The following is a 13,159-nucleotide window of genomic DNA, read 5'->3' as shown; positions in this document are numbered from 1 at the left end:
CGATGGGGTCTGCTCTCCTTCCTGAGGAGGCCGCAGCAGTCTGCGGCGCGGACCGAGGCCCGGCAGCCGCACGAGTACCGCGAGCCCAAGCCGCACGCCGGTGGTGCGCAGCCGCCGGACTTCCCGCGCGACCTGGTGCCGCGGCACGTCGCGCTCGTCATGGACGGCAACGGCCGCTGGGCCAAGGAGCGCGGGTTGGCCCGCACCGACGGGCACACCGCCGGCGAGGCGTCGTTGTTCGACGTGGTCGAGGGGGCGGCGCAGATCGGTGTGGAGTACGTGTCGGCGTACGCCTTCTCCACCGAGAACTGGAAGCGCTCGCCCGAGGAGGTGCGCTTCCTGATGGGCTTCAACATCGAGACCATCCACCGGCGCATCGACGAGATGGACGAGCTGGGCGTGCGCATCCGCTGGTGCGGGCGGCGGCCGCGGCTGTGGAAGAGCGTCATCCGCGAGCTGGAGATCGCCGAGGAGCGCACCAAGCACAACACGCGGCTCACGCTGGCGATGTGCATCAACTACGGCGGCCGCGCGGAGATCGTGGACGCGGCGGCCGCGCTGGCCGAGGATGTACGCGCCGGCAAGGTGGACCCGAAGAACGTCGACGAGCAACTCTTCGCGAGCTACCTCGACGAGCCGGACATGCCGGACGTCGACCTGTTCATCCGTTCGTCGGGCGAGCAGCGCACCTCGAACTTCCTGCTGTGGCAGTCGGCGTACGCCGAGATGGTGTTCGACGACGTCCTCTGGCCGGACTTCGACCGCACGCACATGTGGAAGGCCGTCGAGTCGTACGTCTCCCGCGACCGCCGCTACGGCGGGGCGCTGCCGAACATCGTCACCGCCGACCCGGCTTCGCCCGCGGATACGAACGCCCGGTAAACCCGTAGCGAAACGGTCGCGGAACCGGGTGACATTTGCGGGCCGGAGGGCTGCCCGGATGCCAGCATGTACGGCATGTCCGAGCAGACCGTGCCCGCCCACGGACCACCGCCGCCCCACGGCCCCGACGCCGCGGACGCCGAGGCCGCGCGCCCTGAGGCCATGACCGCAGGGGGCGCCGACCCCCAGGCCGCGACGGCGGACGTGTCCGCGCGTACGCCCGTCTCCGTGTCCGCCACGGCAGCGGGGGCGGGGGAGGGAGTCGGCGTAGGCGTCGGCGCGGGCGCCGGAGCGGGTGTTCCGGGGCAGGTGCGCGGCGGTTCCGGAGCCCCGGCGGCGCCGGCCGGTCCGTGGCGGCCCGGCCAACTCGAACTGTTCGTCGTGGGCCTGCTGGTGCTCCTCGTCGGCCAGTCGTGGATCGTCGACCGCCTCGACACACGCGCGATCCAGACATGGAGCACGGTCTTCGTCGCGATCGCCGTGCAGGCGCTGCCGTTCCTGGTGCTCGGCACGGTCATCTCGGCGGCGATCACCGCCTTCGTCCCGGCGTCGGTGTTCACCAAGGTACTTCCGCGCAATCAGGCCCTCGCGGTGCCGGTCGCGGGCGCCGCGGGGGCGGTACTGCCCGGCTGCGAATGCGCATCGGTGCCGGTCGCCGGGGGCCTGATGGCCCGAGGCGTGGCACCCGCAGCGGCGCTCGCCTTCCTGCTCTCGGCTCCGGCGATCAACCCGATTGTCATGACGGCAACGGCCGTTGCCTTCCCGGGCCGACCCGAGATGGTGTTCGCGCGCTTCGCGGCGTCGCTGGCCACGGCCGTCTTCATGGGCTGGTTGTGGGTGCGGTTCGGCAAGGCGGAGTGGCTGCGCATCCCGAAGCGCTTCACCGAGGCGGGGTCCGGGTCGCGGTGGGAGGACTTCCGCACCGGGATGCAGCACGACTTCCTGCACGCCGGGGGCTTCCTCGTGGTCGGCGCCATCACCGCCGCGACACTCAATGTCACGGTGCCCAAGGACGTCATCGACGCGGTCTCCGACAACTGGTGGATCGGCGTCATCGCCCTGGCGTTCCTCGCCGTCATCCTGGCTGTGTGCTCGGAGGCCGACGCCTTCGTGGCGGCCAGCCTCACCGGCTTCTCGCCCACCGCCAAGCTCGCGTTCATGGTCGTCGGCCCGATGGTCGACGTGAAGCTGATCGCCCTGCAGTCGGGCACGTTCGGCAAGGGCTTCGCGGCCCGGTTCTCCAGTGTGACGTTCGTCGTCGCGGTGCTGACCAGCATCGTCGTGGGGTGGTGGCTGCTGTGAAGCGCGACGTCCAGTCGATCGTGCTGGTCCTGATCGGCGCGGCGCTGCTGCGCATCTCGCTCGACGACGCGATGTACCTGAGGTACGTCAAGGAGGGCCTGCGGCCGGCGCTGATCGCCTCCGGGGTGATCCTGCTGGTGCTGGGCGCGGTCGGAGTGGTCCGCGACGGCATCCTGCGCAAGCACGAGCGCGCGGAGGCGCACGTACCCGCACACGACGCAGCCGGCGCCGACCAGGCGCACGGCGGGGGTGACCACGGCGACGACCACGGGGGAGACGGGGGAGACGGCGACCACGGTCACGGGCACGGCTCCGACCGCGGACACGGTGCTCACGAGGGGCATGACGGGCATGACGGGCACGGTCATGACCACAGCAAGGGACCACATGTCGCCTGGCTGCTCTGCCTCCCGGTGCTGGCGTTGTTCCTGATCGCGCCGCCGGCGCTCGGCTCGTACACCGCGGAGCGCTCCGACACCACGATCGCCAAGCCGGCCGCCAAGACGGTCGACGCGGGCTTCCCGGCGCTGCCGCCCGGCGACCCGTACGACATGACCCTCGGCGACTTCGGGGTGCGCGCCGTCTGGGACCCCGCCGAGACACTGACGGGCCGCAACATCCGGCTGACCGGCTTCGCCACTCCCGGCAAGGACGGCACCTGGTACATCAACCGCCTGGTCATCAGCTGCTGTGCCGCCGACGCGGTGGCCCGCAAGGTCCAGATCCACGGCGTCCCCGCGCCGCCCACGGACACGTGGGTGACCGTGGTGGGCACCTGGCTGAAGACCGGTGAGGCCGCGTCCGAATCGGCGACGCCGGCCCTGACCGCCACGAGTGTGGAAACGGTCCCGGCGCCCAAGGAGCCGTACGAGTAGCCGGACCGCGCCGGACGCGCCTCCGCACCCGCGTACCTCCGAGCGAGGGCCGGGTGCGGGCCGGGGGCAGAGGCCGTCCGTGTCCGCGACGGGTGTCAGGGACAGGCTCAGGGACGGGCGGCCAGGGTGCAGGGGCCGCAGGTGCCGAAGATCTCCAGTTCGTGGGAGACGTCCGTGAACCCGTGTTCGGCGGCGATGCGGCCTGCCCAGCGTTCGACGGCGGGGCCCTCGACTTCGACGGTACGGCCGCAGACGCGGCAGACCAGGTGGTGGTGGTGCCCCTGGCTGCACCGGCGGTAGACGGCCTCGCCGTCCTGGGTGCGCAGCACATCGACCTCGCCGGCGTCGGCGAGGGACTGGAGCGTGCGGTAGACCGTCGTCAGGCCGACGGATTCCCCGCGCTGCTTGAGCAGGTCATGCAGGTCCTGTGCGCTGCGGAAGTCCTCCACCTCGTCCAGCAGGCTCGACACGGCCGTGCGCTGCCGCGTCGACCTGCCACGGGCCGGGCTGTTCGCGGTGGTCACCGGGGCTCCTCCTCGACGGGCGGCTTCTCGACGGCGCCTGGGGCGCGGCGCGTCCCCGACATTGTGCCGGAAGCGGCGGTGCCGCCGTCGGGCCGCGGCGCGGCGCCGACCTGGAGGTCGTCCTGCGGGGCGTTGTCGAGAGCGCCGGAGTCGGCGGCGAGGTCGGCGGCGTGTGCCGCCCGGCGTGCGCGGCGGTGGTTGAGTGGCGCCGCGACCACGCCGACCACGACGAACAGGCCGATCGCGAGGAGCACGATGGTCGCGCCCGGCGGCGCCTCGACGTAGTAGGTGAGGGTGGTGCCGGAGACCGACACGACCACCCCGATCCCGATGGACGCCGCGGCGGTGAGGGCGAAATTGCGGGTGAGCTGCTGCGCGATGGCGACCGGTACCACCATCAGGGCGCTGACCAGCAGCAGGCCGACGACGCGCATGGCGACGGTGACGGTGACGGCGGCGGTCACCGCGATCAGGAGGTTGAGGGTACGGACGGGCAGGCCCGTGACGCGGGCGAACTCCTCGTCCTGACACACCGTGAACAGGGGCCGCCGCAGGCCGATGGTCACCGCGAGCACCGCGATCGCGAGGATGACGATCACCCGGAGGTCGTCCTCGGAGACGGACGTCAGCTGGCCGAACAGGTACGCGTCGAGGTTCGCCCCGGACTCGGACTGGCTCGCGAGCATCACACCGCCCGCGATGCCGCCGTAGAACAGGACGGACAGCGCGACGTCGCCGCTGACCTTGCTGCGCTCGCGGATCAGCTCGATCGCCACCGCGCCCGCGGCCGCGGTGATCACCGCGAAGAGCACCGGAGAGCCCTTGAGGAGCAGGCCGAGTCCGACGCCGGTGAGCGCCACGTGGCCGATGCCGTCGCCCATGAACGCCTGGCGGCGCTGCACGAGGTAGACACCGACGGCGGGTGCGGTCATGCCGACGAGCAGCGCGGCGAGCAGCGCGCGCTGCATGAACTCGTACTGGAGCAGGCTCACGTCGGCAGTCCCGGGTGTGTGGCGGTGTCGGTGGCGGGCGGGGCGGGGGTCACGAGAGCAGCCCGGGCCTGGCGTTGTGGTGGTCGTCGGCGTGCGGGTGCACGTGGTCGTGGCCGGGCAGCGCGTGCTGGCCGGTCGCGGGCGGCGGTGCGCCGTCGTGGCACACGCAGCCCTCACGCAGCACCACGGCCCGGTCGATCAGCGGTTCGAGCGGGCCGAGTTCGTGCAGGACGAGCAGCACCGAGCGGCCCTCCTCCTGCTGGCGGTGCAGCGTCTCGGCCAGGACCTCCTGGCTGGCGAGGTCCACACCGGCCATCGGCTCGTCCATGATCAGCAGGTCGGGACGCCGGGCGAGGGCACGCGCGATGAGGACGCGCTGCTGCTGGCCGCCGGACAGCGCGTCGATGCCGTCGCGGGCCCGGTCGAGCATGCCGACGGCGTCGAGCGCCTCGTCGACCGCGGTGCGGTCGTCGCCGCCGAGGCGGAACATCCGGCGCCGGGTCAGGCGCCCGGACGCGACGACCTCGCGCACGCTCGCGGGTACGCCGGCCGCGGCGGTGGTGCGCTGCGGGACGTACCCGACGCGCGACCAGTCGCGGAACTTCGCGTACGGCGTCCCGAAGAGTTCGATGTGTCCGCCGGTGAGCGGTACCAGGCCGACGAGGGTGCGGACCACCGTGGACTTGCCGGAGCCGTTGGCGCCGAGCAGGGCGACCACCTCGCCGCGTGCCACCTTGAGGTCGACGCCGCGCAGCACGGTCCGGCCGCCGAGGGCGGCGGTGCCGCCGGTCAGGCGTACGGCGGGGGGCGCGGTGGAGGCGGGTATCGCGGTGTCGGTCATCGTGGCACCACCCTGGCACGGGGCGGGGGGAGCCGCATGGGCGCGCTGCCCCGGTCGGCCGGGCTGCGCGGGCACCTGCCCCTGCCGCCGACGTGAGTTCACGAGCATGAGAGGGCCTTCCGCAGGGCGTCGAGGTTGGCGCGCATGACGGTGAAGTAGTCGGCCTTGCCCTCGTCCTTGATTCCCTCGATCGGGTCGAGGACGCCGGTCGAGACGCCGGTGTCGCGGGCCAGGGTCTCGGCGGTCTTCGGGCTCGCGAGGGTCTCGAAGAAGACCGTGGTGACGCCCTTCTCCTTCACCAGCTTCTGGAGTTCGGCGATGCGGGCCGGGGCCGGCTCGGACTTGGGGTTGACGCCGTTGACCGCGACCTCGTGCAGGCCGTAGCGCTCGGCGAGGTAGCCGAAGGCGGCGTGGCTGGTGACGAACTCCCTGCGCTGGCAGGTCGCCAGGCCGGTCTTGTACTCGTTGTCGAGGGCGTCGAGCTTGCCGCTCAGGTCGGCGGCGCGGGTGCGGTAGTCCTGGGCGTGCGTGGGGTCGGCCTGGGCGAGCGTCTCGGCGACGCCGTTCGCCACGGCGGCCAGGCGGGTCGGGTCGAGCCACAGGTGCGGGTCGCCGCCGTCGCCGACGGCGTGGTCGTGGCCGTCGTCCGCGCTGTGCTCCTCCTCCGCGTGGTCTTCCTCGCCCGCGTGTCCGGAGCCGTCGACCTCGGTGCCGTGCGTCTCCAGCGGGCTGAGCGCGCTCGCGTCGACGGTGTGCTTCGGCTTGTTCTGGTCGACGGCCTTGTCGACGGCGGGCTGGAAGCCCTTGAGGTACAGCACCACGTCGGCGTCCGAGACGCTCGCCACCTGCTTGGCGGTCAGTTCGAGGTCGTGCGGCTCGGCGCCGGCCTTGGTCAGATTGGTGATCCTGACCTCGGGGCCGCCGACCTGCTGGGCGACGAACTTGAGGGGGTAGAACGACGCGACGACGTCCACCGATCCGCTGCCCGACGCCCCGGCCTTGTCGTCCGTGCCGCACCCGGTGAGCAGCAGCGCGGACGCGGTGGTCGCGGCAAGCAGGGACATGGGGACGGCGCGGCGTATGTTCATGACAATCATTCTCAACTTAGATGACAATGATTGTCAATTGCGCATGTTCGGGGCGGATGCCGCGCGGGCCGACGGGCCTGCGCCATTGCGGGTGACAACGACGTGGCCGCGGTACTCCGCGCGCCGGTACCCTGTGCGAACACCGTCACTGACCGCATCGTCGCACCGAAGAGAGCATCGTGGCCGCCGACAAGATCGACACCATCGTCCAGCTGAGCAAGCGCCGCGGGTTCGTCTACCCGTGCAGTGAGATCTACGGCGGCCAGCGGGCCGCGTGGGACTACGGACCGCTCGGCGTGGAGCTCAAGGAGAACATCAAGCGCCAGTGGTGGCGCTCGATGGTCACCTCGCGCGACGACATCGTCGGACTGGACTCGTCGGTCATCCTCGCGCGCGAGGTGTGGGAGGCGTCCGGCCACGTCGAGGCGTTCGTCGACCCGCTGACCGAGTGCACCTCGTGTCACAAGCGGTTCCGCGCCGACCACCTCGAAGAGGCCTACGAGGCCAAGCACGGCCGCCCGCCGGCCGACGGCCTCGCCGACGTCAACTGCCCCAACTGCGGCACCAAGGGCGCGTTCACCGAGCCGAAGCTGTTCAACGGGCTGCTGCAGACGTACCTCGGCCCGGTGCAGGACGAGTCGGGCCGCGCGTACCTGCGTCCCGAGACGGCGCAGGGCATCTTCGTGAACTACAAGCTCGTGCAGGAGAGCGCCCGCAAGAAGCCGCCGTTCGGCATCGCGCAGATCGGCAAGAGCTTCCGCAACGAGATCACGCCGGGCAACTTCATCTTCCGCACGCGCGAGTTCGAGCAGATGGAGATGGAGTTCTTCGTCAAGCCGGGCGAGGACGAGCAGTGGCACGAGTACTGGCTCCAGGAGCGCTGGAACTGGTACACCGGGCTCGGGCTGCGCGAGGAGAACATGCGCTTCTTCGAGCACCCGAAGGAGAAGCTGTCGCACTACTCCAAGCGGACCGCGGACATCGAGTACCGCTTCCAGTTCGGCGGCAACGAGTTCGGTGAGCTCGAAGGCGTCGCGAACCGCACCGACTTCGACCTCTCGACGCACTCCAAGCACTCCGGCACCGACCTCTCCTACTTCGACCAGGAGACGAAGGAGCGCTGGATGCCGTACGTCATCGAGCCGGCCGCCGGTGTGAACCGCGCGATGCTCGCGTTCATGATCGACGCGTACAACGAGGACGAGGCGCCCAACGCCAAGGGCGTCATGGAGAAGCGCGTCGTCATGCGCCTCGACCCGCGCCTGTCGCCGGTCAAGGCCGCCGTGCTCCCGCTGTCGCGCAACGCCGACCTGTCGCCCAAGGCGCGCGGGCTCGCCGCCGACCTGCGGCAGTTCTGGAACGTCGACTTCGACGACGCGGGCGCCATCGGCCGCCGCTACCGCCGCCAGGACGAGATCGGCACGCCGTTCTGCATCACCGTCGACTTCGACACCCTCGAGGACAACGCGGTCACCATCCGGGACCGCGACACCATGGGCCAGGAGCGCGTCTCGCTCGACCGCGTGCGCGAGTTCCTGGCGCCGCGCCTGCTGGGCTGCTGAGCGCCGGCTTCTTCGCGCGCCCGCGCTTTCGTGCAGTACCCGGGCCCCGGGTTCCGTGCCGCCACTGTGATGGCGGAAATCGGAACCCGGGGCCTTTGGTGTGTCCGGACTGTCCTTGGCGCTCCGTGCCGAGCCGGCGTTGCGGTGCGCGGCCGTCGGTGCGCGGCCTTGGCACTCGGACTCGTTGCCCGGTGCTCGGCGGGTACCTCGGTCACTTTGAAGTGCCTACTTCCGCGCGGTCGGCGCCGGGCGCACGATGTTCCCAGGAGCCGATAGGCACCAAAAGGAACTGAGGGGCTCAGTGGGAACTGACCCCACCTTGCGAGGAGGGCACCATCATGGCCACCACGACCCGCGAATTCTCCGCCGTCGCCGACGATTTCCTGCGTACCGTCGCCGAGATCAAGTACGCCACGATGACCACCGTCGACGGCCTGGGGAGGCCGCGGGCACGCGTACTGCTGCCGATCTGGGAGGTGGTCGACGGCAGGCCGGTCGGGTGGCTCGCGAGCTTCCCGACGCGCGTCAAGAAGGCTCATCTCGCGGCGAACCCGCACTCGACCCTGTCGTACTGGGCGCCTTCGCAGAACACGGCCTCGGCGGACGCCGTCACGGCCTGGGTCGAGGACCCCGAGACCAAGCATGCCGTCTGGGAGCTGTACCGGAAGGGCAGCCCGCGCGGTGTGGGCTACGACCCACGCGCGTACTGGCGACAGGGGCCGGACGACCCGGGTTACCACCTGCTCCGCTTCGACCCGTTCCGCGTCCAGGTGATGTCGGGGCGCGACCTGGCGACGGGTCGCCCGGCCCGGATCTGGGTCGCGGATCCGGTCCAGGCAGGGAGGTGAGTGCCGTGGCTTGTCAAGCGCTCCCGCGTGATTCCCCAGCGGGTGCAACCCGCTGGTAGCCTCCTGGCCCGGCCGCGAATCCCCTTGTGCCACTCGGGATTTCGCGGCCTGGTCCACGCCGCCGCCCGCCTTCCGGACACGTCGGAACGCAAGCGGCGACCCACGGGGGAGGTTCATTCAGAACGTGGCAGATGTGCCCTTTACCAAGGCGTACCGGACGCATTACGCGGCCGTCCTCAAGTACGTGCTGCGCAGGACCCACGATCCCGAGAGCGCGCAGGACATCGTGGCCGAGGTGTTCGCCGCCGCGTGGCGCCGCCGGGACACTTGGCTCGGGCCCGCCGAAGCCGAGCAGCTGATGTACCTCTACCGCACGGCGTATCTGACCGTGCAGAACGCGAACCGCGCGCAGTCGCGGCTCACCCGGCTCTTCCAGCGCGCGCAGCGCGATCCGCTGACCGCTCCCGAGCCCCGGGCCGACGAGGACGAGACGGCACAGGAGGTCCTCGCCCGGGCCGCGGCCGCACGGGCGTACGCCGCGCTGTCGGCCGGCGACCGCGAGGTGCTGGCGCTGATCGCCTGGGAGGGGCTGGGCGCCCGCGACGTCGCGAAGGTGCTCGGACTACGTACTGTCGACGCCGCGCATTCGCGGATCCACCGGGCACGCAAGAATCTTGAGCGCGGGTTGGTGGACGTGGACATGGGCATGGACATGGACATGGACACAGGCGGGGACGCGGACGGCGATGCGACCGCGCCGAGCGCGGCGGGGAGAGGTGTATGACGCGGGACGGCAGCGGCGACGAGGCCGCGATCCGCGCGTTGCTCGGCGGCGCCGACCCCGCCGGAGCACCCGTGTACGACGAGTTCCTGCGCGCCCCGATCCCGCCGCCGCTCCTCGATGCCGCCCCGGCGGGCCCGGTGCGAGTACGCGGCGCCGGGCGGTTCTCGCGGCGCGCACGATGGGGACTCGTCGGCGTGGTGGCCGTGTTCGCGGGTGCCGGGGGAGTGGCCGTCGGTTGGGACGGCCGGGCGGGCCGCCCCAAGAACACCGACGTGATTCGGTGCTACTCGGACACCGACGTCGGCGGTGGCGACACGTTCAACGGCGCGGTGGCCGGCATCGGCCGAGGCACGAAAGACTCGGGCGAACCGTGGCCGGTGCTCAAGACCTGTTCGTCGATGTGGCGCACCGGGATGCTTGTTCCGGGGGGCCACATCCGAGAGACGCAGGCGGGAGCCGACCTACCGGTGCCACCCCTGATCACCTGCGTGGCCCACGGGAACGTGTCCGCACTTCCCGCGTTCAACGGCGAGACCTGCGCGTCGCTGAAGTTGAGAACCTGGCCGACGGAATAGCGCCGCGGCCGAAGCCTTCCGCCCCTCGGCCCGACCCCCGGCCACGGCCCCGGCGGCACGCGGCAGCCGGGGCCGTGGCGCGATCAGACGGGGTCCGCCGCCCGCAGGCGTGCGCGCGTCTCCATCAGCGCGAAGCCCAGGAGGTTGAGGCCCTGCCAGTTCTCCGGCTGGTCGGCGTACGCCTCCGCGGCCGACAGGCCGATGCCCCACACCCGGTCCCGCGGACTGGCCTCCACGAGCACCCGCGTGTTCGTGCCGAGCAGGTACGCGCGCAGCGCCGGGTCCTGCCCGAACTTGGCGACGTTGCCCGCGACGACCAACTCGAACCGGCCCGCGACCCACGTGGCTTCGTCGAAGTCGCGCACCTGGCGGCCCACTGCCTTCGCCGTCTTGGGGTGCTTGGCCGTGATGGCGCGCTGCTCCGCCTCGGCGTCGCCGAACATGCGGGCCTTGCCGGCCATCATCCAGTGCTCGGCCGTCGCGTAGGTCACGCCGTCGACCGTGAACGGCGAGGGCCACCACTGGCTGAGGCACCCGGCCCCCAGCGAGCCGTCGGCCTGGGGCTGGTGCCCCCAGAAGTGCAGGAAGCGTACGCGCCGGCCCGTCGCGACCAGCGCCTTCAGGCTCTCCACGTCGCGGGGCTCGGCGGTGCTGCCGGGCGCCGCCTCACGAGCCGCGTCGTGGGCTGCCTCGTGGGTCGACCCGGGCTGTGTCTGCGCGTTCATGTTCCCCGCCTCCGATGTTCGCGGCCATGCCGACCCGGCAATCGTGGCAGGCCGCGGTCACCGCGGCCACTGGTTTTTCTCGCTATGAGAACAACGAGACGGTGGGCGGCAGGACGTGAGCGGAGAGCGGTCGGAATCGCAGACCGAACCGATGACCAAACCGAAGACCGAACCGCAAACAGACACGCAGACCACGCGGACGGACCGGGCCGGAACGCAGGCGGCAATGCAGTGGACCGGGTGGGTGACAATGGGTGCATCCGCTGTAGCCGACCAGGAGCGATCCGCTATGACCCCGACCGGGACCCCCGCCGTCGAGACCCGTCCGGCGGCGACGGAGTTCGCGCCGCTGCGGCTCGGCCCTGTCGAGGTATGGCCGCCGGTCGTACTTGCCCCGATGGCGGGCATCACCAATGCCCCCTTCCGCACGCTGTGCCAGGAGCAGGCGGAGCGCGCGACCGAGGTACGCCCGGCAGGCCTGTACGTCAGCGAGATGATCACCACGCGCGCACTGGTCGAACGCGACGACAAGACGATGCGGCTCATCCGCTTCGCCGAGACCGAGCGCCCGCGCAGCATCCAGTTGTACGGCGTGGACCCGGACGTCGTCGGCCGCGCCGCCGCGATGATCGTCGATGAGGACCTCGCCGACCACATCGACCTCAACTTCGGCTGCCCGGTGCCCAAGGTCACCCGCAAGGGCGGCGGTTCGGCACTGCCGTACAAGCGCAACCTGCTGCGCGACATCCTGCGTTCGGCGGTCAAGAACGCCCGGCACCTGCCCGTCACCATGAAGATGCGCAAGGGCATCGACGACGAGCACCTGACCTACCTCGACGCCGGTCGCATCGCCCAGGACGAGGGCGTCACCTGGGTCGCGCTGCACGGCCGCACCGCGCAGCAGCACTACGGCGGCACCGCCGACTGGTCCTCGATCGCCCGCCTCAAGGAGGCCGTGGACATCCCGGTCCTGGGGAACGGCGACATCTGGGACGCCGACGACGCGCTGCGAATGCTGCGCGAGACCGGGTGCGACGGCGTGGTCGTCGGGCGCGGCTGCCTCGGCCGCCCCTGGCTGTTCCGCGACCTGGTCTCCGTCTTCGAGGGCAGCGACGAGCGTGCGCGTCCCGCGCTGCGCGAGGTCGCCGCGGTCATGCGCAGGCACGCCGAACTGCTCGGTGGCTGGATGGGCGAGGAGCGCGGCGTCACGGACTTCCGCAAGCACGTCGCCTGGTACACCAAGGGGTTCTCGGTGGGCTCGGAGATGCGCCGCGGCCTCGCGATGGTCGGCAACCTCGCCAACCTCGACGAACTCCTCGGCGGCCTGCACCTGGACCAGCCGTGGCCCGCCGGTGCCGACGGCCCGCGTGGCCGCACGGCCGGGGGCAAGAAGGTCGTGCTCCCGGAGGGCTGGCTCGACGACCCCGAGTGCGCCACGCCGCCGTCCGACGCCGAGCTCGACCACTCCGGCGGCTGACCGGCCGCGGGCGGACGCCCGATTCCCGGCCCCGACAAGCCGCTACCGGGTGCGTGGACGCGTGAACCAGGTCCTTGCCTCAGCGGTGGCCAACTGCGCGATGAGCACGCCCTGGACGACGGCCCCGACCAGCAGCTGCGGTTGACCCTGAGCCGCACGGCCGAGCGCGACCAGGATGCCGAGGCTCGCACAGACGATGGCGCCGATGTGCACACCCCGGCGCCCGGTCCTGAACCGCAGCGCCAGGACGAACGCGACGATGTTGGTGACGGAGGCCCCGAGCACGAACCCGGCGGTGCGGGCGGATTGGTCGGCGGCGCCGGCGACGACGGCCACGGCGAACGTGAGGCCGAAAAGGAGGTAGACCATGATCCGCGCGGTCCGCACCGACTTCGGCATCTCGACCGGGTACGGCAGCGGCTGCCCGTAGCCCGGTCCGACGTGCGGAGGGTACGGCTGCCTTCCGTAGGGCCCGTGCCCGTAGGCCGCCTGACCGTACGGCTGCGGGTGGGGCTGCCCGTGCTGGAACGGTCCGGGAGTGGGTTGTTGCTGGGGCTGCTCCGGGTCCGACGACTGCCAGTACGGCTGCCGGTGACGGGAGGACTCGGGCATCTGCGGGTCGGACATCCACGCGATGTTACTGCGACGGCCACGAAAGCTCGCCGCACTACGCCCGGGCCGCCG

At 71.5% G+C, this 13,159-nt stretch carries 14 protein-coding genes; 8 read left to right on the top strand and 6 right to left on the bottom strand.

All coding sequences use genetic code 11. The features are described 5' to 3' along the window. Nucleotides 1-21 precede the first annotated feature (21 nt). The 3 genes from ACWD12_RS17315 (at nt 22) to ACWD12_RS17305 (ending at nt 3,059) form a co-directional block, all read left to right on the top strand. Nucleotides 22-882, top strand: coding sequence for an isoprenyl transferase (locus tag ACWD12_RS17315; RefSeq protein WP_358352978.1), 861 nt, complete (start codon nt 22-24; stop codon nt 880-882). A 75-nt stretch (nt 883-957) separates the two neighbouring features. Continuing rightward, nucleotides 958-2,184, top strand: a complete 1,227-nt coding sequence (locus ACWD12_RS17310) for a permease (RefSeq protein WP_450100201.1) — start codon at nt 958-960, stop codon at nt 2,182-2,184. Then, nucleotides 2,169-3,059, top strand: coding sequence for a TIGR03943 family putative permease subunit (locus ACWD12_RS17305; protein WP_450100200.1), 891 nt, complete (start codon nt 2,169-2,171; stop codon nt 3,057-3,059). The genes ACWD12_RS17310 and ACWD12_RS17305 overlap by 16 nt, the downstream gene beginning before the upstream one ends. A 107-nt stretch (nt 3,060-3,166) precedes the next feature. Here ACWD12_RS17305 and ACWD12_RS17300 read toward each other — a convergent pair whose 3' ends face one another. The 4 genes from ACWD12_RS17300 to ACWD12_RS17285 form a co-directional block, all read right to left on the bottom strand. Further along, a complete protein-coding gene (locus ACWD12_RS17300; RefSeq protein ID WP_358352888.1) occupies nt 3,167-3,583 on the bottom strand; it encodes a Fur family transcriptional regulator in 417 nt (138 codons plus the stop codon). Further along, the gene (locus ACWD12_RS17295) at nt 3,580-4,575 is read right to left on the bottom strand and encodes a metal ABC transporter permease (RefSeq protein WP_450100199.1); all 996 of its coding nucleotides are present in this window, start codon (nt 4,573-4,575) and stop codon (nt 3,580-3,582) included. Before ACWD12_RS17295 ends, ACWD12_RS17300 begins: the two co-directional genes overlap by 4 nt. A gap of 49 nt (nt 4,576-4,624) precedes the next feature. Next, entirely contained in the window at nt 4,625-5,416 is a 792-nt protein-coding gene (locus tag ACWD12_RS17290; RefSeq protein ID WP_450100198.1) for a metal ABC transporter ATP-binding protein, read from the bottom strand. A gap of 98 nt (nt 5,417-5,514) precedes the next feature. Continuing rightward, nucleotides 5,515-6,504 carry a metal ABC transporter substrate-binding protein gene (locus ACWD12_RS17285; protein WP_450100197.1) on the bottom strand — a complete coding sequence of 330 codons (990 nt, stop codon included), beginning with the start codon at nt 6,502-6,504 and terminating at the stop codon, nt 5,515-5,517. Between the two features lie 179 nt (nt 6,505-6,683). Here ACWD12_RS17285 and ACWD12_RS17280 point away from each other — a divergent pair, with 179 nt between their 5' ends. From ACWD12_RS17280 to ACWD12_RS17265, 4 genes are all read left to right on the top strand, one after another. Continuing rightward, nucleotides 6,684-8,066: a glycine--tRNA ligase gene (locus ACWD12_RS17280; protein ID WP_358352881.1), complete on the top strand. Its 1,383-nt coding sequence runs from the start codon at nt 6,684-6,686 to the stop codon at nt 8,064-8,066. A 338-nt stretch (nt 8,067-8,404) separates the two neighbouring features. Then, nucleotides 8,405-8,914: a pyridoxamine 5'-phosphate oxidase family protein gene (locus ACWD12_RS17275; protein WP_450100196.1), complete on the top strand. Its 510-nt coding sequence runs from the start codon at nt 8,405-8,407 to the stop codon at nt 8,912-8,914. 193 nt (nt 8,915-9,107) lie between these two features. Next, nucleotides 9,108-9,698 carry an RNA polymerase sigma factor gene (locus ACWD12_RS17270; protein ID WP_450100195.1) on the top strand — a complete coding sequence of 197 codons (591 nt, stop codon included), beginning with the start codon at nt 9,108-9,110 and terminating at the stop codon, nt 9,696-9,698. After that, on the top strand, nt 9,695-10,273 hold the full coding sequence (locus ACWD12_RS17265; RefSeq protein ID WP_450100194.1) for a hypothetical protein: 579 nt from the start codon (nt 9,695-9,697) through the stop codon (nt 10,271-10,273). The genes ACWD12_RS17270 and ACWD12_RS17265 overlap by 4 nt, the downstream gene beginning before the upstream one ends. Nucleotides 10,274-10,356: 83 nt before the next feature. Here ACWD12_RS17265 and ACWD12_RS17260 read toward each other — a convergent pair whose 3' ends face one another. After that, complete coding sequence (locus tag ACWD12_RS17260; RefSeq protein WP_450100193.1) at nt 10,357-10,998, bottom strand: NADAR family protein; 642 nt, start codon at nt 10,996-10,998, stop codon at nt 10,357-10,359. 289 nt (nt 10,999-11,287) lie between these two features. On the opposite strand from ACWD12_RS17260, the gene dusB reads away from it, so the two are divergent. Next, a complete protein-coding gene (gene dusB / locus ACWD12_RS17255) occupies nt 11,288-12,475 on the top strand; it encodes a tRNA dihydrouridine synthase DusB (protein WP_450100192.1) in 1,188 nt (395 codons plus the stop codon). Nucleotides 12,476-12,517: 42 nt separating this feature from the next. On the opposite strand, the gene ACWD12_RS17250 is transcribed toward dusB, so the two are convergent. Beyond that, the gene (locus tag ACWD12_RS17250; RefSeq protein WP_450100191.1) at nt 12,518-13,102 is read right to left on the bottom strand and encodes a hypothetical protein; all 585 of its coding nucleotides are present in this window, start codon (nt 13,100-13,102) and stop codon (nt 12,518-12,520) included. Between the last annotated feature and the right edge of the window lie 57 nt (nt 13,103-13,159).

This window comes from Streptodolium elevatio, from assembly GCF_053592165.1.
Note: the sequence above shows the minus strand (reverse complement) of the source record. Positions and strands in the feature narration are given on the sequence as shown.

Bases quoted from the DNA above. Each gene is read 5' to 3' on its own strand.
- ACWD12_RS17260 (WP_450100193.1), bottom strand. From the start codon at position 10,998: ATGAACGCGCAGACACAGCCCGGGTCGACCCACGAGGCAGCCCACGAC.
- ACWD12_RS17290 (WP_450100198.1), bottom strand. From the start codon at position 5,416: ATGACCGACACCGCGATACCCGCCTCCACCGCGCCCCCCGCCGTACGC.
- ACWD12_RS17310 (WP_450100201.1), top strand. From the start codon at position 958: ATGTCCGAGCAGACCGTGCCCGCCCACGGACCACCGCCGCCCCACGGC.
- dusB (WP_450100192.1), top strand. From the start codon at position 11,288: ATGACCCCGACCGGGACCCCCGCCGTCGAGACCCGTCCGGCGGCGACG.
- ACWD12_RS17285 (WP_450100197.1), bottom strand. From the start codon at position 6,504: ATGAACATACGCCGCGCCGTCCCCATGTCCCTGCTTGCCGCGACCACC.
- ACWD12_RS17275 (WP_450100196.1), top strand. From the start codon at position 8,405: ATGGCCACCACGACCCGCGAATTCTCCGCCGTCGCCGACGATTTCCTG.
- ACWD12_RS17250 (WP_450100191.1), bottom strand. From the start codon at position 13,102: ATGTCCGACCCGCAGATGCCCGAGTCCTCCCGTCACCGGCAGCCGTAC.
- ACWD12_RS17265 (WP_450100194.1), top strand. From the start codon at position 9,695: ATGACGCGGGACGGCAGCGGCGACGAGGCCGCGATCCGCGCGTTGCTC.